16 protein-coding genes and 1 pseudogene are annotated in these 24,066 nt (G+C 43.4%); 7 read left to right on the forward strand and 10 right to left on the reverse strand.

What is annotated here, in order from left to right:
* Positions 1–57: 57 nt before the first annotated feature.
* Together AC0L4K_RS00885 and AC0L4K_RS00890 are read right to left on the reverse strand one after the other, a co-directional pair.
* Positions 58–786 carry a GNAT family N-acetyltransferase gene (locus AC0L4K_RS00885; RefSeq protein ID WP_473267918.1) on the reverse strand — a complete coding sequence of 243 codons (729 nt, stop codon included), beginning with the start codon at positions 784–786 and terminating at the stop codon, positions 58–60.
* A 427-nt stretch (positions 787–1,213) separates the two neighbouring features.
* Positions 1,214–2,095: a helix-turn-helix transcriptional regulator gene (locus AC0L4K_RS00890; RefSeq protein WP_473267919.1), complete on the reverse strand. Its 882-nt coding sequence runs from the start codon at positions 2,093–2,095 to the stop codon at positions 1,214–1,216.
* Between the two features lie 323 nt (positions 2,096–2,418).
* Here AC0L4K_RS00890 and AC0L4K_RS00895 point away from each other — a divergent pair, with 323 nt between their 5' ends.
* The 3 genes from AC0L4K_RS00895 to AC0L4K_RS00905 all read left to right on the forward strand — a co-directional run bounded on the left by AC0L4K_RS00895 (position 2,419) and on the right by AC0L4K_RS00905 (position 6,655).
* Positions 2,419–3,828: an aspartate aminotransferase family protein gene (locus tag AC0L4K_RS00895; protein ID WP_473267920.1), complete on the forward strand. Its 1,410-nt coding sequence runs from the start codon at positions 2,419–2,421 to the stop codon at positions 3,826–3,828.
* A 50-nt stretch (positions 3,829–3,878) separates the two neighbouring features.
* Positions 3,879–5,351, forward strand: a complete 1,473-nt coding sequence (locus AC0L4K_RS00900; protein ID WP_473267921.1) for an aldehyde dehydrogenase family protein — start codon at positions 3,879–3,881, stop codon at positions 5,349–5,351.
* A 203-nt stretch (positions 5,352–5,554) separates the two neighbouring features.
* A complete protein-coding gene (locus tag AC0L4K_RS00905) occupies positions 5,555–6,655 on the forward strand; it encodes an extracellular solute-binding protein (RefSeq protein ID WP_473267922.1) in 1,101 nt (366 codons plus the stop codon).
* A gap of 392 nt (positions 6,656–7,047) precedes the next feature.
* Here the strand turns inward: AC0L4K_RS00905 and AC0L4K_RS00910 are convergent, their stop codons facing one another.
* A complete protein-coding gene (locus AC0L4K_RS00910; protein ID WP_473267923.1) occupies positions 7,048–7,887 on the reverse strand; it encodes a DMT family transporter in 840 nt (279 codons plus the stop codon).
* A 1,251-nt stretch (positions 7,888–9,138) separates the two neighbouring features.
* Between AC0L4K_RS00910 and AC0L4K_RS00915 the strand changes: the two genes are divergently transcribed.
* On the forward strand, positions 9,139–10,572 hold the full coding sequence (locus AC0L4K_RS00915; protein ID WP_473267924.1) for a hypothetical protein: 1,434 nt from the start codon (positions 9,139–9,141) through the stop codon (positions 10,570–10,572).
* A gap of 523 nt (positions 10,573–11,095) precedes the next feature.
* Here the strand turns inward: AC0L4K_RS00915 and AC0L4K_RS00920 are convergent.
* Positions 11,096–11,632: a hypothetical protein gene (locus AC0L4K_RS00920; protein WP_473267925.1), complete on the reverse strand. Its 537-nt coding sequence runs from the start codon at positions 11,630–11,632 to the stop codon at positions 11,096–11,098.
* A gap of 754 nt (positions 11,633–12,386) precedes the next feature.
* On the opposite strand from AC0L4K_RS00920, the pseudogene AC0L4K_RS00925 reads away from it, so the two are divergent.
* A pseudogene (locus AC0L4K_RS00925) lies at positions 12,387–12,916 on the forward strand (IS256 family transposase); the annotation flags it as partial.
* A gap of 217 nt (positions 12,917–13,133) precedes the next feature.
* Here the strand turns inward: AC0L4K_RS00925 and AC0L4K_RS00930 are convergent.
* The 5 genes from AC0L4K_RS00930 to istA all read right to left on the reverse strand — a co-directional run bounded on the left by AC0L4K_RS00930 (position 13,134) and on the right by istA (position 18,189).
* Positions 13,134–14,021 carry a hypothetical protein gene (locus tag AC0L4K_RS00930; RefSeq protein ID WP_473267926.1) on the reverse strand — a complete coding sequence of 296 codons (888 nt, stop codon included), beginning with the start codon at positions 14,019–14,021 and terminating at the stop codon, positions 13,134–13,136.
* A gap of 8 nt (positions 14,022–14,029) precedes the next feature.
* Entirely contained in the window at positions 14,030–14,680 is a 651-nt protein-coding gene (locus AC0L4K_RS00935; RefSeq protein ID WP_473267927.1) for a hypothetical protein, read from the reverse strand.
* A 2-nt stretch (positions 14,681–14,682) separates the two neighbouring features.
* The gene (locus AC0L4K_RS00940; RefSeq protein WP_473267928.1) at positions 14,683–15,546 is read right to left on the reverse strand and encodes a TIGR04255 family protein; all 864 of its coding nucleotides are present in this window, start codon (positions 15,544–15,546) and stop codon (positions 14,683–14,685) included.
* A gap of 359 nt (positions 15,547–15,905) precedes the next feature.
* Complete coding sequence (istB, locus tag AC0L4K_RS00945) at positions 15,906–16,646, reverse strand: IS21-like element ISVch3 family helper ATPase IstB (RefSeq protein ID WP_473267100.1); 741 nt, start codon at positions 16,644–16,646, stop codon at positions 15,906–15,908.
* Between the two features lie 10 nt (positions 16,647–16,656).
* Positions 16,657–18,189, reverse strand: a complete 1,533-nt coding sequence (gene istA, locus AC0L4K_RS00950) for an IS21 family transposase (protein ID WP_473267329.1) — start codon at positions 18,187–18,189, stop codon at positions 16,657–16,659.
* A 743-nt stretch (positions 18,190–18,932) separates the two neighbouring features.
* Here istA and AC0L4K_RS00955 point away from each other — a divergent pair.
* Positions 18,933–19,709 (forward strand): TRAP transporter substrate-binding protein, encoded by a 777-nt coding sequence (locus AC0L4K_RS00955; RefSeq protein ID WP_473269187.1) that lies wholly within the window; start codon positions 18,933–18,935, stop codon positions 19,707–19,709.
* Between the two features lie 58 nt (positions 19,710–19,767).
* Here the strand turns inward: AC0L4K_RS00955 and AC0L4K_RS00960 are convergent, their stop codons facing one another.
* Entirely contained in the window at positions 19,768–22,503 is a 2,736-nt protein-coding gene (locus AC0L4K_RS00960; RefSeq protein ID WP_473267929.1) for a helix-turn-helix transcriptional regulator, read from the reverse strand.
* A gap of 238 nt (positions 22,504–22,741) precedes the next feature.
* Between AC0L4K_RS00960 and AC0L4K_RS00965 the strand changes: the two genes are divergently transcribed.
* Positions 22,742–24,052, forward strand: coding sequence for an acyl-CoA dehydrogenase family protein (locus AC0L4K_RS00965; protein WP_473267930.1), 1,311 nt, complete (start codon positions 22,742–22,744; stop codon positions 24,050–24,052).
* The last annotated feature ends 14 nt before the right edge of the window (positions 24,053–24,066 follow it).

The raw sequence follows: 24,066 nt of genomic DNA on the forward strand, positions 1-24,066 counted from the left end.
GAGGTTTAGGCGATGCTTTGTTGGCTGTTTGAAGAGATCATCGCCGGCTAATCGGTATTAATCTAAACAGCCATCAAGGCTGGCTAGTTGTTTTCCTTGCGCATCAAAGTTGTCCGACGCAAGCCAGCGTTGAAAAGCCGCCTTTTGTCGCGGCCACTCCGTATCTAACAGCGAAAACCATGCGGTATCCCGGTTGCGGCCCTTATACATTGTCGCTTGTCTGAAGATCCCTTCAAACTGATAACCAAGCCGAAAAGCGGCTCGTTTCGATGCTTCATTGCAGGCATCACATTTCCATTCATAGCGTCGATACCCTAGTTCATCGAAAACATACTGCATCATTAAAAACATCGCTTCTGTGGCGATAGGTGTTTTTTGTAAGCGCGGTGAAAAATGAATATGTCCGACCTCTATCACGCCAATGGCTGGCTCAATACGTAGAAAACTGGCGATGCCGACGGCCTTGTCTGTGGCGTTATCGAGGATGCTGTAAAAGAGCGGGTCTTCACCGTTACAGCTGTTTTCCAGCCATTGGTTAAAGGCATCAAAAGAGTCAAAAGGTCCATAGGGTAGATATGTCCAGTTCTTACCTTCAGTATCCTCAGAGAATGCTGTATATAACGATTCAGCATGATTTTTAGGTGAGAGAGGCTCAACGGTACAATAGCTGCCCACCATCGTGGTGCGCAGCGGTCGGGGCCGCGCCGTCCAGTTATCGAGAGGCAATCCTGTCGGTTGTCCTAAAGCATTGATCTGGCTAGTCTGTGGTAACGTATTCTTGAGCATTTGATTATTCCACCTCTGTCGGTTCTGCCCTTATCGCTCTAATCTGCCATTTTATTGCTGCGCTTATCTATTTAGCTGGGGCGTCTTTATTTTTACCATATCTAACAAGGCTTGGGCATTAATCGAGAGGCGTATCGTGATCGCCATGGGGCGGATTATTGCCGCGTTCTAAGATAAACCACCCCTTTTAGTATTCGCTGAAAGGGGCTAACGCAACGGTGTTTATGTTCATGTTGAGATGATTATATAGGTAGAATTTTCCTGTCATATGAGCTGCCGACTAATCACAAAACGGCGATATCAACGGTCATAAAAGCACCGTTTTTAATTGTTGATTGCTTAGAAATTAAGGCCGGTTAAAAGAGCCCCTAAATACTTATATAACGGTATTCCGGGGCGTAAAAGAAGATAACCATCTACTTTTTTCCTACTTTGATGGTTTGTTCATGTAGATCTCGAGGGGGTCTTTGTTGGGTTCCTGTTCGAGACAGCCAAGCGAGTTAAGGAACAGTGAAAACAGCTCGGCTTGAGAGTTAATGTCTAGCTTGGCATAGATGTTTTTACGATGCCGCCGTAGCGTTTCGATCGATATGTTGAGCTGTTCAGCACAGGCTTGGGTGCTATAGCCCTGTAGGGTGAGACCTAAGACATCTTTTTCGCGACCGGTTAAGCATGAGCGGCCAAACAGATCAAAAGCTAAGTTAACGCTTTTTTCAAAACCGGGCATCACTTTTAAGTCTTGCTCTTCTTGCCGAGACAGCTTTAAAAAAGCCCACTGATGTAAACTTAATTCTCTAATAATCGGTTCGACACTGCGCAGAAATGCTAAGGCTTGCTCGCTAAATTTTGAGGAGCTTTTTTTGCGCATTAGCGATATCTGTAAATAGGTATCTTGATCGATCTCGATGATATAGACAATCTCATCGGCGGTATCACATTGGGCGTAATAGCTGCGGTAATATTCGCTTTGTTGAAAGCCTTTAGCACTTAACTCGGTAATGCGATATAAGCCGGGCGATTGCTGGTTGATGAGTGCGGCCAGATAAAAAGGATCTAGCTGGTATGAACCGTCTATATAGGTATCAATTTGTGCTGCGCGCTCTTCTCGGCTGACCTCAAAATAGAGGGCTTTGGGTAGTTTTTGACGCCGATAAAGCCATACTTGAGGGTAGTCAATTTGTACAGACTGCCTGAGTACGTCGATTAAACAGGGGAAAAATGCATCATCTCCCAGTGTTTTCACCAATTTAGCTAACTGTTTGTTCCACTCGGCGAAGCTGGGTGTTGATGAAAGAGAAAGGGATGTCATGGGCTCTTCTAGACGGAATAAACCGCTCGCTTGTCACTATTTATGCATCTTGTTGATGCCCGGCATATAGCATCTGACGCTACGTTAAGGGCATCTCAAAGTCAAACAGCTAGCCTTTATCGAGGCGTGTGCCGCTAATGCTCTCCACAGGGGTGCTTTTCTGTATCGGTAAATTCCACACTAATTTTTTTAGCCCGAGTAACGCTTTAAACCAGCTTTTACTGTAACCAAGGTGGGGTATATAGAACCTTTCGTGCTCTCGTTACACTGAAAGTCAAATCACACCACTCATCTTTACCGGTGGTGATACTTAGGGTGACGTTATGAATGTTATGAACGACGAGCTGTTACAGCAGAAAGCAAAAGACCATCTATGGATGCACTTTACCCGTATGGGGTTTTATCAAAATCGAGAGATTCCCATTATCACTCATGGCGAAGGCTGCTATGTCTATGATACTCAAGGCCGTAAATATCTTGATGGCTTAGCGGGGCTGTTTACATCGCAGTTAGGTCATGGCCGTAAAGATATTGCTAAAGCGGTGGCAGAGCAAACAGAGAAGTTGGGCTTTTTCCCAATCTGGTGTTATGCCCACCCCTCAGCCATTGAATTGGCATCGCGGATTGCGGATATGGCTCCGGGGGATTTAAATCGGGTTTTCTTCACCAGTGGCGGTGGCGAATCCGTAGAAGCTGCATGGAAACTAGCTCGCCAGTACTTTGCCGAAATTGGACAGCCGCGGCGCTATAAAGTGATCTCGCGAAACTTGGCATACCATGGGACTAGCCTAGGGGCATTGTCGATTAATGGTGCTACTGGAATTAAGAATGTGTTCGAGCCGTTGGTGCCGGGTGCTCGCCATGTCGAGAATACCGATCAATATCGTTGCAATGGTGTCGAGTTTAATGACAGTCAGCTTTCTTATGCGAAAAAATGCGCCTTGGATATCGAACGTGCCATTGAGATTGAAGGGCCGGAAACCGTTGCCGCTGTCTTTTTGGAACCCATACAAAATGTGGGTGGCTGTATTGTCCCACCTGACGGTTATTTTCAGGAAGTCAGGAAAGTCTGCGATAAGTACGGCGTGCTGTTGGTCTCTGATGAGGTTATCTGTGCGTTCGGTCGACTCGGCTATATGTTTGGCTGTGAGCGCTTTGATTATATGCCCGATATCATTACCTGTGCTAAGGGATTAACCAGTGGTTTTGTACCGATGGGCGCAATGATCTGCCGTGATTTCTTGATGCAGCCGTTCCTCGAAGATGAAGAGAAACTGTTTCTACATGGTTCTACCTTCGGCGGACATCCGGTCGCTTGTGCCGCTGCGTTAGCGTCTTTGGATGCATTTGAAGCTGAAAATGTGTTAGCTAATGTGCGTGAAAATGAAGCGTTCTTTAAGAGTGAGTTAGATAAGTTACTCGAGTTGCCTATTGTGGGTGATGTCCGAGGGGCAGGCTATTTTTACGGTATCGAGCTGGTTAAAAATAAGCAGACTAAAGAGCATTTTTCGGCAGAAGAATCTGAAAATGTGTTGTTTAAATTCCTCTCGCCAAGACTCTATGAAGAGGGGTTGATGTGCCGTACCGATGATAGAGGCGAGCCGGTTATTCAGCTATCGCCACCTTTGGTCGCAGGGCGCAAAGAGATCAGCGAGATGGCGGCGATTCTTTACAAGGTGATTGCTGAGGCAAGCGAACTAGTGGAAGAGACGTTAGTGACATCGACGGTCTGATTTTTTAATGGATAACCTTGATGTATGTGAATTGAGAGTAGGGTGCGTGTATGAGTAAGCAGCTTTATATTGGTGGTAAATGGGTTAAATCGACATCCTCTAAGACTATCCCAGTGGTCAATCCGGCGACAGAGGAGGTCTTTGATTCGGTTGCGGCCGCTAATGCCGAAGATGTAGACGCGGCGGTTAAGGCTGCTCGTGATGCTTTTGATAATGGTCCTTGGCCGATGATGAGTGGTGCGCAGCGGGCGGTATTTTTACGCCAGATAGCCACCCAAATTGAGCAGCGCAAGGATGAGATTGTTCGACTTGAAGTGCTGGATAATGGTAAGCCTCAGCCTGAAGCCGAATGGGATATTGATGACGCGGTGGGCACCTTTAACTTTTACGCCGATTTGGCTGAAGGGCTTGATGATGCTGATGAGACGATCGAACTCTCGGACGATAGTTTCAGTTCCATCGCAGTAAAAGAACCGTTAGGGGTTGCCGGCGCGATTATTCCGTGGAATTTTCCGTTATTGATGGCGGCATGGAAAGTGGCTCCGGCGTTAGCGGCGGGTTGCACCATGGTGTTAAAACCGTCGGAAGTGACGCCTCTGACAGCCTTGGTCTTGGCTGACATCGTTGATGATGTGAAACTGCCGGCGGGTGTGCTGAATGTCGTTACCGGTTTTGGTGCCGATGCTGGGCGGGCTCTGTCTGAGCACCCTGGAGTGGATAAACTAGCGTTTACCGGCTCGGTACCCACCGGTTCGACGATTATGCGTGCGGCCGCTAAGGATGTTAAAAACATCAGTTTAGAGCTAGGCGGCAAGTCGCCGTTTATTGTCTTTGCCGATAGTGATATTGAGGCGGCGGTTGAATGGATTATGTTTGGTATCTTCTGGAATCAGGGACAGGTGTGTTCCGCGACCTCTCGTGTTCTGGTAGAAGATTCTCTGTACGCCCCACTGCTCGAACGGTTGGTTGAAGAAGCGAATAAGATCACCATAGGGCCAGGCAATGAAGCGGTCTTACTTGGCCCGTTAGTGAGTGAGGCGCAATACCAGAAAGTGTTGGCGGCTATCGCTCAGGGGGTGAAAGAGGGGGCTAAGATCGCCTGTGGTGGTCAGCGTCCGGCTGGAATGCCGCGGGGCTATTATGTTCAGCCTACCGTGCTGATCGATATGGCTGAAGAGAGCGAAGTTTGGCAGGAAGAAATCTTCGGCCCAGTGGTCTGCGTAAAGCCCTTTAGTAGCGAAGCTGAGTCGGTTCGTATGGCTAACGATTCTCGCTTTGGTTTAGCGGCCGCGGTGATGTCGAAGGATGACTCTCGGTGTGATCGAGTTGCTCGCAAATTGCGTGCGGGCATCGTCTGGATTAACTGTTCTCAACCAACGTTTACCGAAGCGCCCTGGGGCGGTTATAAGCAATCGGGAATTGGCCGCGAGTTAGGCAAATGGGGATTAAACAATTACCTGGAAACCAAACAGGTGACCAAATACAACAGCGATAAGCCTTGGGGATGGTATCTAAAATCGTAACACTGAGCGTTGCCTGATCGCAGAACATACTGTGACAACTTGAGAAGCTTAAGTGCTGCCGCCGACATCAGCGGGGCAGCCATTATAAAAAATATAATCGATATGGCTCTGATAAGCGCCGTTTACGGCATTTAATGAGTTCAAGCTTATACGATGAAGCGGCTGAAATTGTGACATCGAAAGCACCTTAATTGGAGCATCACATGAATCTGAAGAAGTTAAGTCTTACTGCTGTTGTAGCTATGTCAGTGTCCATGAGCGCCTCGGCCAACGAGTCGATCAAGTTCTATAACTGGTCTGACTATATTGCCCCGGACACCCTGTCTAATTTCGAAAAAGAGAGCGGTTTACCTGTCACCTATGATGTGTTTGATAGTAACGAGGTGCTTGAAGCGAAGCTAATGGCGGGTGGTTCTGGCTTTGATCTGGTTGTGCCTGGCTCTCAGTTTTTGGGTCGTCAAATTATGGCTGGCGTTTTTCTAGAGCTTGATCGGGATAAGCTGCCCCATTATAAAAACCTAGACCCGGGCTTGATGAAAGTGTTGAGTGAAGTCGATCCGGGTAACCGTTATGGTATCCCTTACCTGTGGGGGACGACGGGTATTGGTTATAATGTGGACCAGGTCAAAAAAGCGCTGGGAGATGATGCACCGGTGAATAGTTGGGATCTGATTTTCAAACCCGAAAATCTAGAGAAACTTGCCTCCTGCGGTGTTGCTCTGCTGGATGCCCCCTCTGAAATACTGCCGATCGCGTTGAACTATCTGGGTAAGAATCCAAATAGTATGGAAAAGGGCGATTATCGTCGTGATGCTGAGCTCGGTCAGCTACTGTCAGCGATCCGTCCGAGTATCTCTTACTTCCACTCTTCAAAATATATCAATGATTTGGCCAATGGTGATATCTGTGTTGCCGTGGGTTGGTCTGGCGATATTCTGCAGGGGGCGACTCGAGCAGAAGAAGCGGGTAACGGGGTCAAGGTGGCTTATAGTATTCCGAAAGAGGGAACTGCGGTTTGGTTTGATATGCTGGCGATCCCTTCAGATACGAGCCAACCCGATAAGGCGCATAAGCTACTCGATTACCTACTTCAGGCCGAGGTGATCGCTGGCGTGTCTAACTATGTTGCCTATGCGAATGGTAATAAAGCATCCTTACCGTTAATCGACACCGCAATTACCAGTGACGAAACCATTTATCCAAGTGAAGAGGTGCAAGCCAAGTTGTTTTCGCTGAAGGTGATGCCGAAGAAAATCGACCGAGTGTCAACACGGCTCTGGACCGACTTTAAAGCTAATCGATAAGCTTTCAGCTTTCGGGGGCTGTAGGCCCCCGATATTAATTTGAGTGCTATCAATAAATCAGAGTAGCGGCTGAGGTTGTTATTTAACGAGTGATATCCCTGTTTCCCCGTTTTACCAAGGCTCCACTATTTAAGGCCCAGTAATTAAGGTTAAAGCTTTCCTTCTGAAGCGGCTTGGCTTCTTTTTACAACAGCTCTGCCTCGGCGAAACGGATGCCGTTTATATTGTTGTCGTTAAGCAAAAGATGATTCTATTCACCACAGGGCTGCATAATCGTTTGAAAAGATCTACCTGATAAGTAAGCCTTAATGGCATCCTTTCATCAGCCAGATCTATTTTAAATCTATCTAGTGGCTATCTTTTCGCTTTGCGTGATGGCTTGTGCCGTTTTATCAAAGCACCCTGCGACGCCTCAGAACGACTAAGTTAGCGATAAACATCAGCGCGCCACCTAACACTAATGAGATCTCAAACGCCTCGGCATAGAGCGAAATGCCAACAAGGGCGATTAACGGAAGTCTCAGAAAATCTAATGTAATCACCTTCGTTACTTCCGCATATTGCATCGCTTTCGCCATGCAAAAGTGGGCAGACAGTGCAGTCATGCCGATAATGACCAACCACAGCCATTGCAAGCCAACCGGCCAAGACCAGTTACCAATAGACAGGAATAGGCCAATGGGAAGCTGAATTAAGCACATATAAAATAAGATAGAGATCGCCGATTCAGAGGCACTTAAGGACTTTGTCGCCGTATGTGATATGGCATAACAAACAGCGGCACCGAGTACTATTAATGATACGGGATCAACGATGGCATAGCCGGGTTGAACAATAACTAAAACCCCCGCCATCCCGAGTAATACCGAGACGATTTTGGTGAGCGTAACTTCTTCTTTGAGAAAAATAGCCGCGATAATCAATGTCCATATAGGGACTGTGAACTCAAGGGCAAAAACCTCAGCTAACGGAAGAGCGCCTATCCCTAAAAACCAGCCGTACTGCCCGGCAAAGTGGAAAATATTGCGAAAAACGTTGAGCCCTAATCGTTCTGTGCGCAGGTTGATTTTTTGGCTGGAAAACGCGATAACGGCCGATATGCAGAGTAGCCCGATTACACTACGACATAGTAGGATTTGAAATACTGACAATTCACCACTTAATTCTCGGGCACCAATGGCCATTAGGCAAAATGAGAAAAGTGTTCCCGACATCCATGCGACAGCATACATTTGAATTCAACTCCATCAGCACAAATCGGTGCTATTGATGAAGAGTGTATCCTCATCGTTATTATTTTGATTCCCCAGCAGCAAGATAGGGCGACCTATGTTGGGCAGCGGCAGTCGTCACCATTGGTGTCTTTCAACAACAGACAGGCCACCGATATCGGGCCCAGAATAGTTAGCTTCAATACTAGATGCAAATCGGTAGAGCATAGAGGGTAAAGAATTGCTTGCCGGGGGAGCCTATGGAACCAACTTGTCCATCGAGCCTTGGGCTTTTTTGGGGACGTTTGTCGCTGGTGGTGAGCTTGATCACATCCTCTTATGTGAGGTGTATAAGGGAGTTTAGTTCTTTGGAGCTGGGTTTGCTCGGGTGGCCTAAAGTGAGGAAGGTGTACTCGGTGGCTGAGCATGAATCGCCAAGCCCGTGAAGGACATATTATGAACCCGTTATGACTACCTATTTGATCATACCGGCATATCGCTTCTCTACATGCCTCTACATGGATATTTTAGTGTGTCTTCATTGTTTTGGCTTTAGGATCTTGAATCAGCGCGTTTTTAAGGTCGGGCAAAAGTCTTATAGAAAGCGAATCTCCGATGCCTATTACTCAAGTTACAGACACAAAAAAGCCCTGCTAAGAAGCAAGGCTTAAATGATTTACGTTTGTGGTACCAGTGGCCGGACTCGAACCGGCACGCTTTTAGGGGCGGGCAGAGATCTTATAGAAAGTGAATCCCTGATGCCTTTTACTCAGATTACAGACACAAAAAAGCCCTGCTAAGAAGCAAGGCTTAAATGATTTACGTTTGTGGTATTAGCGCCGGATTTGAATAGACACGCTTTTAAGGACGGGCAAAGGTCTTATAGAAAGCGAATCTCCGATGCCTATTACTCAAGTTACAGACACAAAAAAGCCCTGCTAAGAAGCAAGGCTTAAATGATTTACGTTTGTGGTACCAGTGGCTGGACTCGAACCGGCACGCTTTTAGGGGCGGGCAGAGATCTTATAGAAAGCGAATCCCCGATGCCTTTTATTCAAATTTCAGATACAAAAAAGCCCTGCTAAGAAGCAAGGCCTAAATGATTTACGTTTGTGGTACCAGTGGCCGGACTCGAACCGGCACGCTTTTAAGGGCGGGGGATTTTGAATCTAATTGGCTTACAATTACTACTTAAGTTTCAGTGGCTTAGGTGGTATTATTGTGAACTCTACAGGTTTGTCTACATATGATTGGCAAAGGAATGGTGTTCGTATGGAAAAATTGGATTTTATCCAACTCGTCACTAGGATGGATGAAAAACAGTATCAGATGCTGCTGTCTCAGCTGGATCTGAACAAAGTTTTATCCTCTGATTCGGATGCTGATTTAGCCCCCTCAAAAGATACTGATTGGGTGTATGTCAATGAGTACATCTCGGTGTATCGGCAGAAAAGTAGAACAAAGTTTTGGTCTGCTAGGATCAAAATCGATGTGGATGGCAAGGTTAAAGAAAAGCGCTTTTCAACGAAAAAAGAGCATGTTGAAGACGCTAAAGTCTTTGCTACTGAACAGCGCTTGAAGTTGATGGGCAAAGTTGAGTCTGGCTACTCCCTCGATTTGAATTCAGATCTTTCATTCAGAGTCGTCGCCAACAAAGCAATTGCAGAGATGCAGGCCGTTATCGATAACCCCGCATTAAAAAATACGACATACAAAGACTATATCTCCTTACTGCAAAACCACATCATTGAGTTTTTTGGTGATACTAATATCAAGAATGTCGATTACCCCATGCTCATGGAGTATTTCGAGCAAACGACCGTGCGTTCAAAGTCTCGGATTGTTATGCAAAAGACCAGTATTCGTAAGGTCTTTGCCTATGCAGTGAAAAAGCGTTTGGTAAGCGCGATGCTCGTACCTGACATGCCAACTGACATAGTTATTAAAGACCCTGATTATAATGTTCAGCCATTCAGTGAACATGACCTCAAAGTGCTTCGGGATAACTATCCGAGCTTTATTGAAGCCAGTCGGACGAAACAAACAAGGCACTATCGTGAAGCATTCCAGCACTACTTTAGCTTCTTGTTATCCACAGGTGTTAGGCCGGGTGAAGAGCCTAAAGGTATTGCTTTTAAGGACATATCCAAGCATTTAGATAAAGAGAGTGGCAATCACTACTATGTGATTCGATTACACAAGGGTAAGACGCAAACGAGTAAAAATAAGTATCGAGATATTGCGATTGATGCCACGGCGGTTCTGGCAATCGAGCATGTGAGTAAAACGCTCATGGGCTTCAAAACGACAGAGCGTTTGGATTACTTGATTAAGAATTTCCCTGATCGCTTTGTGTTTAAAAGCTATGTTTATGACACTTATCCGGCCTATGAGCGAATTTTTAGTCGGCAGCAGTACTTGGATTACGTCAGTGACAAGTTACATCATGACAAGTATGTGACTTACAGTGCTCGACATACCTATATCAATAACCAATTGGCAGCCAATATCACCCACAATGACATCGCTGAGCATTGTGGTAACTCGATTCAAGTCATTGAAGCTCACTATCAAAAAGCGAAGCTATTGAACAAAGCACCGCAGCACATCGCCGGTAATATCGTTGATTACAGTACCCCTACAGGCTTGCGAGAGGGACTGGATAAGCTAGGTTTTTTGGAAGCTAATCCGAGCTATAAGCTATAACCAAAAAGCGAAGTTGTTGAACAAAGTGACGACATTTAACAGTTATATGATGTTATTTAACACGGCTGTCGATGTATATCTACATCGTACATGTGTACACGGTGTCGATGTTAAACAAACCGCTTCGCGAACGGGTAGAGGTGATTAAGCGTTACCCCATAAAGCCAAAGGTGGTAAACCACAGTTGATGGTCAATCAACTTCTACTTTTAGCGCCTGCTAAACAGGAGAGGATTACCGCTAAATAAATTATTTCCGTCATGCACTACAATTATTTATTGAAAAAGAATTACAGTGCTTAGGAGTCAATTTTAAGATTGTTATTAATTGATAAGCACTTAAAAGTCGGGCTGAGACGCTATTAGACGGCATTGATAATGCCAACTTTAATAAGTTGGATTTTAACTGGCAGACAGTGTTCGTTTTCGATACAGTATAGATAGTCTAAATTTTAATGTTAGGCTTCTGAAAATTCCACACAGTTAGTCGTATATAGCCTTCTTAAAGTTATATGATAATTATCGTTATCTGAATTTATTTAAGCAGGCTAAAAAATATTTTCTAGGGCTAGTGAGTACATTCGTCAACACAAGTATTCCATAGGAAATTAATAATATATAAAAAACCATTAAATATTTAAGATATATGGAAAAATGTATTAAATAATTATAATCAGATATTTTGTATATTTTTATTTCTATTTCTGATATGTGAATTATGTTTGAAAAAAAATCAAGAGTAGGTGCCCATGATGATATAAGAATCGATATGAGCAGAAGTGATATAGATATAGTTATTATTAAAATACCATCCTTGGAATATTCTTTTCTTGACGTGTTGTTGATAACTTCACAATCTATCCCATTTTTGTTTAACAATGCTTTTATTTTTTCAGCTTTAGCTAAAGGTATGTTTTCTTTTATAACGGGTTTGCTATTAATGTAATCAGAAGTTAGTGACTTGCTTTTATTTTTAAATATTTTTTGGGCAAAGGTGATTGATAGATTCCTGTCTTTTGTAAATCGCCCAGTGAGCTTTACGCTATAAATAGAGTCATTCATTACATAAATTCCTTTTATGATTTTCATTGATGTAGAATAGAATAGAATAGAATAATAAATTTCAATATATATTTAATTTTTTGAAATTTGATGACTCTAAAGTATCTAAATTTAGAGGGTTGTCTTTCTAAAAATTTATATATGTATTGTCCTATTTTTCTGAAGAATATTTCTCAGAAAACTCTGCTCTTGATATTTTTGTTTGCGGTTCTGAATTTTATTAATAATTGACTGGTTAACTTTGTTCTCTGAGCATCCAGCCCTAATTATTAAGGTCAAACTAACGATTTTTAGCGCAATTTCTGTCCTAACTTGCAATGCTATCATCCTGATTTCTCCCTTTCAGTCTAAGTTTGTTTAGATTAACGAAGTTATTGTCTTCGATATGAGTACTCCAAATATCCTTCTTATTGGAGTATATCGTAATGATTGTGTTGATAGCTAGGTCGCTTTTACTCGAATCGGCCTGTTTTTTGACAGGTTAACAGAGTTCTAATGAGATGTGCATTGGCACGAAATAGACTGGAACGTTAACCTACAGTTGCTCCGGCGCTTTTTGGTCGCTAACCGACACGAAGTCGTTTTTTTAGTCTATTTCTTTGTGAGTAAAAAGGGAAAGGTATGGATAGCAATATTTTCTTAAGTTTGGTTATATTGAAGATGTTGTTAAACCTAATAATTCTAGCGGTAAAAACAGTATTTTTTCTATATATAAATTGCTGGGCAATATGCATGTTAGTTATTACCAAAATATGATGATGTCTTGGATTGTGTCGATGGCCTGAAGGGATTTCCCGAAGCAATTAATACGGTCTTTCCTAAACACCGCTCGGTATCGTACATATGGTTCGCAACTCGGTTAAGTACGTCTCATGGGAAGACTGCAAAGCCGTTGCCGCCGATCTCAAACAAATCTATCAGTTTGTCACGGAAGAGGAAGCCCTGCTGGCACTGAAGTAATTCGCTGATCGATGGGACGAAAAATACCCCCAGATTAGCCGCTCTTGGCGTGCACACTGGGAAAATCTGAACACCTTGTTCGATTACCCTCAGGACATACGCAAAGCGATCTATACGACCAACGCGATCGAGTCTCTCAACAGCGTTATCCGTAAGGCGATCAAGAAGAGGAAGCTGTTTCCGACGGATGACTCCGCACGAAAGGTGATCTATCTGGCGATTCTGGATGCTTCCAAAAAATGGACGATGCCCATCAGAAACTGGAAGCCCGCATTGAATCGATTTATTATTGAATTTGAAGACCGCTTAACTGATTATATTTGAACTTGGCAGTTACACAGAATTATTTACAGGGTCCATCGTTGATAGTCGCTTAACTTCTACTTTTAACGCCTGCTCAAAAAGGGGGGGGATTACCCCAAACTGAGGGTTCTGCCATATCCTGACGCAACTCTTCTAGTTCGCAGGGAGTAAGCCGATGCACTGCTGGGCCTTTATAATCCTCGGTTACAGTAGTTGTTCTGCGCACTTTATAACTTGCCTATTCATCATCTGGCCAACACAAATAATTTAACGTGAGGCTTTTCATGGATAATTCATCTTCTTTGGAGAAATCTGAAGGAAATTGCGCATAACTTACGTTATTGAGTACTCCTTCTGCATCGTCTACATGCTGTAGCATATTTAAGTTTGATTTTCCTTCAGATGACTGCTCATGTAGGTTTTTGCAATGAATAGCAAGTCTCTCTTCGAGCATCTCCTGAATGTCCTGAGGACACCTCAAATCAAGCAACAACACTAAAGCCACATCGTAAGAATTTGCATATTCATCTTCAGGATAAACATAAGCATATACATCTATGATTTGATCATGATTTTCTTCAAGCAGATCAGAAAAACCTTCCGTATTGTTCCATATATAAGGTAGGAAAGCTCTATTAAAGCCGTCAGGGAACGGTTTACGTATATATTTAGAACTAATCCAAGTCAGGATAATCTCTTGGTTACGAGGACTAAGTTCACCATTATTAAATTTTTTTCGTTGTAGTGCACTTATAAATAACGCCTTATCTACAGAGCTAATTGAGGATGTATTAAAATCCCAATAGCCATGGTCTATTTTCATAACAAGGCGCTGATAGTTTCTGCTTTTGTGATATCTTACGTCACGTTTTCCCTTATTGGTAGCTCTATGCTTACCAACGACAACATCCACCGTTGTTACATTAGGATTATATAAATCACAATCTTGAGAAATTAAGACAAGGATATCGGTATCTTCTATTTGAAGATCTCTACTAGAAATATCGCTTCTTGCAGATACTACGTTCAATCTAAGTTCTTCGTCGAGATCGGTACAAGACAACCAAACACCTTGGTACAAACCCAAAGCGTTAATTTGATCATGTATATTATCAACTTCTGACATTCGTAATCCTAGCGGAGACTAGAAAGGTTTCTTTTTACTTGTTCAATGTGAGGAATCTGCTTAACCACTTTCTCTGGCTGTTTCTTCATCGCTTCATGAACATATTCGAGCATCAAAGCTTGTTCATATTGTCCTGACTGTAAGTGACCAAGTAACGTTTTTCCATTAACTTTCACTGACTTCAATACACGTCCCACAGATGAATAATGCTGCCTCACCTGTACAGCTATGTCATACAATTCACCGTAACAGTCGGCAAAGCCTTCTCCCTTCAAGTGATTATACACCGTAGGCCTTGAAACATTGACTATACGTGCAAGTTGAGAAAGGTTTAAACCAAAAATATCTTTGATAGTTGCAATCATTTCAGGAACAGATACAGCGACAACATCACTGTATTGTTTTAACTCGTCAACTACATTTTCAGCCGATTCTCTACAATCAATACTTAAACTGTATACACCATCAACAGCTTTCAAAATATGAACGAGCTTGTCACTTATAGCGCTTTCAAAAACTCGGTTCACTTTCCGTACTAGGTTATACTGTGAAGCCTCATGTTCCTCAAAATCGACAGAATCATAGCTGAAATAGCTATTATACGTGCGAGAGACAACAATATTCTGAAATTCAGAACTATCTAAATGGTAGGTTTTCATAATTAGACCTTTTCCTTATATACCCAGACGTTGTCACTAACATCTCTATTTAACATATTAAGAAAAACCTCTTTACTGTGAATATGAACTTTATCAAATAGCTCAAAGTCAAAAGAAGCTAACCTTGTATTCTCTGATGGTAACGTTGATGCCTGAGACATTAGTAGCGCATAATGATTGTCAGTACTCTCTACCAGTGCTTTTTCCAACGCAATTGGCATTCCAAACGATTTGCTGCTTTCCATTAGTAAATCAGGTATCAACTTTTCAGCTTTTATAGGCAACTGCTCTAATGACACATACACCTTTAAGTTGGGTTCTATCACTCTAGAAAAGTCCAATTTACCCATTTGAATTATATCACTTTGATAATACTGAGATTGACTCTCTAGTGGTAGCACAATGGAGTTGCAAAAGAAATCACTAAGCTTATATTGCTCATCAAAAGAAGCTACAACATCTACATAAGACAAAGTGACCTCTTGCACCAATGCATTGTGGTAAAAGTTAAAAGCTTGGTTTAACTGACTAAGTATGGATTTAAATCTACTTATAAAGTCATCAAACCCCTGATAATCAGTTGTTCTATACTCAATGGCATCAGGTTCTACTACAAGTGAGCTTCTCTTATCTGGCGAGTGATAACACCTTCTTGCATGTGGCGTTGTTTTGGCTGCGTTACCATCTTCTGGTAAAATGTTAAATTCTAGTTTTGTGACAGTGTCTTCGCTCGCATAGATGAAGTCCATTTGAGACATAACTTGCTGTAAATGAACAGCTTGCTCTGCTAACAACGGGGCTAACTCGGTAGTCTTTATACGTCCTACAACATAAACTAACGGCGCTTTTTCGAAATATCCACTCATACGAGATTAACCATCTTTACACTTAATTTAACACTTATAGTATAGACATCATAACTAAAGGTGAAGTTCAAAAAAAGATAAAATGTTAAGGCGAGTGGTAATCCTCCCGAAAAATAACGGCGCTCAGGTGTAGAGTTGCCTCATAATCGATGCACAAAGTTGTTCTGCACGAACGAATCATTTTATTTATCGAAGAGACACCTAGAGAGCCGGTCTATCACGACTTAAATTGAGGTCTTCTGTGCTACCAAATCTTTATCAATGCGGCTCTATGCCTGGCTGCGTATTTCGGTGATTGCGAACGCTTGTTTCGGTTTATTCCGAACACCTGAACCAGCACTTTTTCTCTTTCCCTATTTTTACTCTAAGTGTTCGGATTGCGCCAGTTTTCTCATTGACTCTCCTCCCAGTTCTATTCGATGACTATTGTGAACTAGACGATCCATTAGAGCGTCTGCGACGGTGGCGTTGCCGATCATGTTGTGCCACTCCTTGACAGGTAACTGACTGATGACGATTGTGCTGCTGTTTTGGTAGCGGTCTTCAAGCACTTCTAACAAGTGACCAGCATGCTCTTGAGTCAGTTTTTCCATCCCCCAGTCGTCTAGGATAAGCAGGGCTTTTTTAGCGAGAGACTGAAGTTGCTTTTGATAGCTACCATCCAGACGACCTGCGGTCAGATCATCAAGCAAGCGAGTTAAGCGGTAGTATCTGACGGTTTGCTGTTGGTCGCAGGCGCTGGTTGCCAGAGCGCAACCAAGATAGGTTTTTCCTGCACCTGTTGGGCCTGTAATCAAGATATTCTGGTGCTTGTGCAGATAACTCCCCGTCAGAAGTTCGCTCATCTGTTTGCGATTGAGGTTTCGTCCCTCCTTGTAGATGAGTTGACTCGGTTGCGCATCCACTCTCAGCTTAGCTTGTCGTTTTAAGCGTTGTATTTTGCTCTGATTACGGTTCAAGATCTCGCTTTCCAGAAGCAAGCTTAACCGCTCCTCGAAGTTCAGCTCTGCGTAAGTGGTCAGTTGCTCTTGTTGCTGCTCTAACGCTTTCGCCGCATGGCTCAAGCGGAGGCTTTTGAGTTGATCATTAAGTGCGTTCATATCTTTTCTCCTAGTGATAACAGGTCGGGCCTCGAACATTGCTGTGAACAAGGTTCGGCGTATTCGCTTTGTCTTTACTCAGTTGCCCTTCACGATTGTTCTTGAGTAGATTGTTGACGAAGGTGTAATTGGGTTTTGTCAGCATCAGTGCATCTTTACAGGCTTGCTCTAGGCGCGATTCACCATGGGCTTTGCTTAGGTTGAGTAACCCCAGACAAGAACGATAAGACTGCTCTGGATGAGGCTTGGAGTTAAGCATCTTATTGACAACTTCTCGTGTGGCTGGGCCGATATTGGCTCCCCAGTTGAGTAAGCGTCCAGGCGACCACTTTTGATGTTGATGATGACTCGGCATGTGCTCTGGTTGAGTGCTGTTTCCGTGCTCCCTTTGGCTACGTGGGTGCTGAGCGACCAAGTTACCTTGATGGTAGATTTGCACCAAACGGTTGGAAGCTTCCAGTTCGACATGATGGCCAACAAGCTGATGAGGAACCGAGTAGTAATGGCGGCGATATTCGATGTGATAATCAGGCCCCACTTTGGCTCGTTTGGTTTCGGTATATAGGTATCGCTGCTTAGGCAGTGGCTTCAATGCAGGTTTATCGAGTTTGTCGAACAGCGCTTTACGACTTGCACCATACTGTTTCATCTCACGTTGATTTAAGTCATTCATAAGCTCACGGATGGCCAAGTTCAGCTCTTTGAAGGTATGGAAGGTTTGGTGTCGTAGCCGCATCATGATCCAACGTTCCACTAGGAGCACGGCATTCTCTGCCTTGGCTTTGTCTTTCGGTTTGTAGGGGCGAGCAGGCATCACAGCAGTTTGATAGTGATTTGCCAGTTTTTGATAGCTGTCATTAAGTCTCGGCTCATAGCGATTAGCTTTGGTGACCGCGCTACGCAGGTTATCGGGAACCAAGAGCTGTGGTACACCGCCGAAGTGTTCGAACACATTCGCATGCGCCTCTAACCAGTAAGACTTACCTTGACTAGGGAAGGCTTCAACATAGGTGTAATTTGACGCGCCTAAGGTCGCTACGAACACTTCGGCTTCGCGCACTTCACCTGTATCAGGGTTGACGACTTGAAGCCGAGGCCCACAGTAATCGATAAACAGCTTGTCACCTGCAACATGGAGCTGACGCATGCTGCGCTTTTGGGTTTTGAACCAGCGAGTGAAGTGCTCGCAGAACTGAGTGTAAGCGTAAGCCTGCTCTTGATATTGCTCATGGTATTCCTGCCACAACAACATCTTTGTCATGCCTTTACGCTTGAGTTCGACAGCGTACTGAGCGAAGTCTGGCATGACCTTGTGTCGACTGGCTTTCTTCGAATGATAAAGAGCTTTAGTAAGGTCTGTATCACTGCAACCTTCTGGGAGAGGCCAGCCTATCTGACTTTGCTTAAAGCGAGCGACAAGTTCTGAGACTGTTGCAAGACTGACATTGAGACAACTGGCAATACTACGGTAGGACAACCCACACTCGTACTTAAGGCGTAATACCTCTTTGATTTTGTTCATTGGCGTTCTCTTTTTAGCCATTGTCGCTTCCTTACGTTCTTTTTTAAGAAGTAAAGAATAGCGAGCTATTGATTTAAAAGAGAAAAAGGAAGGATTTCGGGCATTCCGAACGCGGTTTTCGCTATTCCGAACGCTGATTTCGGAGTTCGCTTAAAAGTGTTCGGATAATCGCGGAATGTGCGTTCGGATTAAACCGAAATAGGTGTTCGGGTCATACCGAAATGGCTGTTCGGAATGCTCCGAAATACGCAACCAAGACCACAGATATTGAAAGTCTGCTGCCTTGGAATATCAATCTCAATGACTCTCAGGTAACCGAAGCGATCTAGGGTGTAAGCAGTCTACGCTTACCGTTATTTTTCTAGGAAAAGTCTAATAAACGCAAAGCTTTATGGTTGAGTTAAATAACTGTTGAGAATTAAAACAGTTTGTGTGTAAATGTATTTTCAGTCAGAATGCCTCTAAAATAATAACTAACCTAAAGGATAAAATATGAATATTGTAACGTATGTCAGGAAACCACTTGTTGTATGTCTGCTGGTCGCGGGTTCCAGCAGTGCAATGTCTGCAGATGCAGAGTACAGATTAAAATTGCATCACTTTCTTCCCCCTCTCTCGATGGCTCACTCTCAATTCCTGAAGCCTTGGGCTGATAAGGTTATGAAAGAGTCTAATGGTCGTATAAGAATCGACGTATATCCCTCAATGCAGCTTGGGGGAAGCCACCTGCATTATTCGATCAAGTTCGAAAAGGTATCGTCGATATCTCTTGGACTATCTGTGGGTACACCCCTGGACGTTTCCCTAAAGCCACCGTGTTTGAATTGCCCTTTATAGCAAGTAAAGCAAAACCAATGAGTATGGCTATCCAAGACTTCGCTGAACAAGAGATGAGCGATGAGCTTAAAGATGTTCATCTACTTGCAATGCATGCACACGCACCAGGATCCTTGCATTCACGAGAGAAAGCCATTCATACAGCTAAAGACCTTAAAGGCATGACATTGCGAGCGCCAAACAAGATCATGGCAGATGTATTTTCTAAACTGGGAGCGAACTCAGTTTTTATGCCTGGTCCACAGATACCTAGTGCACTTTCCAAAGGTGTTCTAGATATTGCATCAATGCCTTTTGAGGTTGTTAAGCCATTAAAAATCCATCAACTGGTTAAGCACCACACTGAGATCCCGGGTAAACACGGCCTTTATACTAATGTATTCCTATTTACCATGAATAAAGATACTTATGAAAGGCTTCCAGCAGACTTGCAGAAAGTGATTGATAATAATTCTGGACTAAAGCTAGCCGCCCATATAGGTGAACTTTTTGATGAGTCAGAGGAGGTCGGTCGTCAAGTAGCGATTGATCAAGGCAATGAATTTTATACCTTACCTGAAGCAGAGATTTCGAACTGGAAATCTAAAGTTAACTTTATCACTGAAGGTTGGCTGAAAGATATGAAATCTGATGGCTATGAGTCTCAGGCTCTACTCGACAAAGCTAATGAGCTTATAGCTAATTACGATTCGGAGAGCAATTAAAACTTCATACACTCCTGAGCCACCTCCTATAAATTCCAATTACCGGAGGTGGTTTACCTTATCCGATCAGCCCAATCTTTCGTGCACAGGTAACCGCTTGTGTCCTATTATTCGTCTCTAATTTAAGGTTTATGCGTTTCAGGTGGGTTTGGACAGTGTTTCCAGATATATCCAGTAACCGTGCAATCTCTTTGTTCGAGCGACCATCACTCACTAGTTTGAGGAGACTGGTTTCCCTAGGAGTAAGAGGGTTTTCATAAACAACAGCTTTTGCTTTATTGAACTCCTTAAAATTGGATTTATTTATAGCTTTGGATAGTTTGTCTAAATACGAAGTACTGACGGATCTAAGGCTGGATTTGAATTGAGTGATAATATCTGGGAGATACCAAGGCTCATCGGCTAGAACACGGATAAGACCGTGTTTTTCACAAAACAGAAGAGCTGTTTGGAAAGTCTCCAGCGACTCTGAAAGCTTATTGTTAATGAAATAGGCTTGAGCAAGCATATTTTGCAGATGTGCTCTGCAATAGAGCCTCTGCTTTTCTGTTGCATCTGTTATCTGATTTTGTAATTTTTCAATAATCTTATTATCAGGCTTGCCAGTAACAAGTGATAACCTAATTGGCGCGGTATCATAGTTTTCAAACTCGTTAGAAAACAGGTCCAGTTTAGCGTGTGGTTCCCATATTTTAGTGTTACTCCCTAAGTCTAGGTAGCGACGTGCGGAATCGAAGTTGCCTCTAAGCAAACTTAATCGGTACTTTTCCAGCCAGGCTGAGCCTTTTGCTCTGCTAGCTCCGCGTCTATCTCCAATATCCCCCAGCTCTGATAATAAGGTGTCTGCTGTGTGATTGTCTCCATCCATGAATGCACATCGAGCTGCCAGGCGGTATGTCATAATGATGCTATCAATATCGGCTGTATCTCTTATCGTTTTAATGTGCTCATTAATAAGACTGGATGCTCCCAGTAGATCATCCGATTCGTAAAGTGATTTTGCAATGAAAGCAGATGCTATGCTGTACGCTGCACCTATTGCCCCTTTCTTGCCTGATTCAAAAAAGACGTTGGCAGCGTCTAAGTTTCCATGAAGAAGTTCAATTAAGCCTTCAAAGCAATATGAATAGGTTTTAGACCAAGAGCGAGATTTTGAATTTTCGTAGGCTTTTTTGGCGCAACTTAATGAGCTTAGGGCCGCTTCAAATCGACTGTTTGCTATATAGTGATATGCAGAAATATTGTGAGCAATACTCACCAGAAGTGGGTCATTATCTTTAATATTATCTGGAAACTGCTCGATCTCTTTGGCAGAAAGGTCATGCCTATCGCTGAATTCGTGTAAAAGAGCGAGCTGAACCAATACTTCCAGTGATACATCATCATCTGTTACTAATGCAAGTTTACTGTATTGGTTTAACGCCTTTTCTGCCTCTTCATATCGGTGTAAAGCGATCATTGAATAGGCTTTAGCTCTCTGAATATTAATAAATGTGCTTGATACCTCAGGGGGCAGAGTATCTACCCAGTGGGCGACAGTTTCTAATTGTGCAACTTCGACCAGTCCTATGATGCAATGGTTCATCATCGTGGCAGCTAATTGAATATCTTCAGATTGAAGCGCATGATCAACTGCGAGCCTGAAACGTTTTCGTCCATAAAACCATTCTGCAGCACGACGATTTAAAATAGGTATGAGGCCTTTATTTTCTTTAATAAGTTGTTGATATAAGAACTCTCTGAATAACGAATGAAACTTGTAAGATTCAGCGTTTGGTTCCAAAGGTTGGTTCATTTTAGAGAGAAAAAGATTACCCTCTTCAAATATTTTCAAATAGTCATTACTATCCGTCTTTTCCAGAACATAATCGCAAAGATCACTGTTTAATTGTTCCAGAACACTGGAATACAATAAAAATTTTCGAGCTTTTTCAGGCAACTTAGAAAGCACATTCTCAGCCAGATAGCGCGCTACATTCTCATTTGTTACCGATAAGGATGCCAGCCAGCTAGCGTAATCTGGTTGATTCTGCATTGATAAGAGGAACAAACGTAAGCCTGCCGCCCAGCCCTGAGTACGAGATATAATAAGTTCGATCTCTTCATCGGATAGTGAGTGGTTAGACTGATGACTGAAAAGCTGTTTAACTTCCTCGAAATTGAAACGAAGTTTAGAAACTTCTATTTTTTGTAGTTGGCCAGATAGTTCAAGCGACGAGATAGATAGCTGATTAATAGAACGTGAGCTGATTATTATCTTATGTTCACTGGGAAGATAGTCCAATAAATCCTGAATTACCTGGAGTACATCCATGTTTTGTATGTGTTCCAATTCATCGATGAAGAGATAAAACGGATATGGAGTATCAGATAGCAAATTGATTATTGAAGTAACGTCATTTCTCATCCCGAAATACTCTCCGGGCCCCGATGTTCTGAGGCTTGGAGGCGGTGGAATATCTGATGGTAATAGTCGGGAAACTGTTTGGTTTAGATATGCAAGGAACCGGCCCAAATCGTTATCTCGTTGGTCTAAGGTAAGCCAGCTTGCCGGTATCTTATGCTGAGTAACCTGCTGATAAATCTGAGCCATAGCCATTGATTTGCCGAAACCGGCAGGGCCAACCAAGAGAGTAATACGTTTGTCCGATTGTAGGGCTTCTTCAATTAGCTTTGTGCGTAAAATAGCATCCATCGTCTGATATGGAGCGATCAGTTTACCCATTAATAAGCGAGGGATAGTTACCTGATTTACGGTGTTTTGGGCTGTATGTGCCTTGTTATTATTGTCCATGTTATGAAAAATCGCTTTATTATTATTTTATATGCTCATCAAAAACGTTTTAATCACTGAGCTGAATTGTAGCATACCTCCTTCTTAGTCGATGTCACTGGTTTAAGTGATTGTTCGAGTCCGCTTACTTATCGCAGAATTGAGCCAACACCGAACTATTCCATTTTTCGTTATAGCGACTTGCTATGCCATATGGAAGACGCAGCATCAACAATAAAAAATTATTAAGGAGTTATATATGCATACCGACATGGCAGCAGACTCAATGAGTTCTGAACACCGCCCAGACCGCCCACCCTTCACATGGCCGTTGAAGCCTCAGGTAAAACTCCCCGATACGGGGGCTGATGCGCAGTTATCAGAACTTGAGTTAAGTATGCGTGACATTATTCACTCCTTTGCTGAAAAAGTTATGCGCCCCACCGGAGTTGCCCTGGATAAGCTAAGTCCTGAAGAGGTTATTGCAGAAGGCTCACCTTACTGGACTTATCTTGAAGAACTGAAAAAGCTTGAAATTACACCGCGCACTTTTATGGAGTTGTCGCCAGAAGAGCGTGGGCGGTTATTTCCGATTGTAATGGAAGAGATGGGGTGGGGTGATGGCGGGCTTTCTATCATCTACGGAGCCTGTTCTCTACCGCCGTTAATGGCCCTTGCATTTAATCGAGAGTTTCTTATCGAGCGCTTCCCGGACACTCTCCGGGGGTGTTGGGCAATTACGGAGCCAGATCACGGAAGTGATTCACTTGATGTTAGTCGTCAGGCATTCCATGCGGAAGGAAGCTATGGCCGCCCTAATTGCGTAGCAACAATTCGCGGCGATAAGGTGACTATTAGCGGCCAGAAAGCGGCATGGGTATCCAATGCTCCTACAGCTGAGGTTTGTGTTCTGTATTGCTCTGCAGATATAGGTGATGGTGCAGATACTACGCATGGAGTGTGTGTATTAGTTCCAATGGATGTTCCCGGAGTCACTCGAGGAAAGCCATTGGATAAGATGGGGCAGCGCGCTTTACCACAAGGGGAAGTGTATTTTGATAATGTCGAGTTAACGACTGACTATATTGTCGCGGGTCCGGAAGACTACCAACGTGCGGTTTACTTCATTCACGCTGAAGCTAATAGTCAGATGGCGTGTATCTGGACAGGTGCTGCACGCGCAGCCTATGAGATGGCATTTGAATATGCGCATGAGCGGAAACAGGGCGGTGTACCTATCATTCGCCATCAGGCTGTTGCTTCCCGTCTTTTCCATATGTTTAGAAAAATTGAGGCATCAAGAGCCCTCGCTCAGCGGGTGTCTCTGCATAATAGTACAGCTGAAATTCCTGCGCTGCAGTCTGCAATGGCGGCAAAAATCACCGCAACTCAAACAGCGTTTGAAGTAGCAAGCGAAGCCCTGCAAATCTTTGGCGGTAACGGACTGACCAAGGAGTATCAGATCGAAAAGATTCTTCGTGATGCCCGTGCATCTATGATTGAGGATGGCTGTAACGATCTTCTGGCTATCAAAGCAGGATTTAACATGATTGACCCTGATCTGCTTTGAATTGTGCTTTATAA

This window comes from Amphritea sp. GJ51-11 (genome assembly GCF_055808735.1).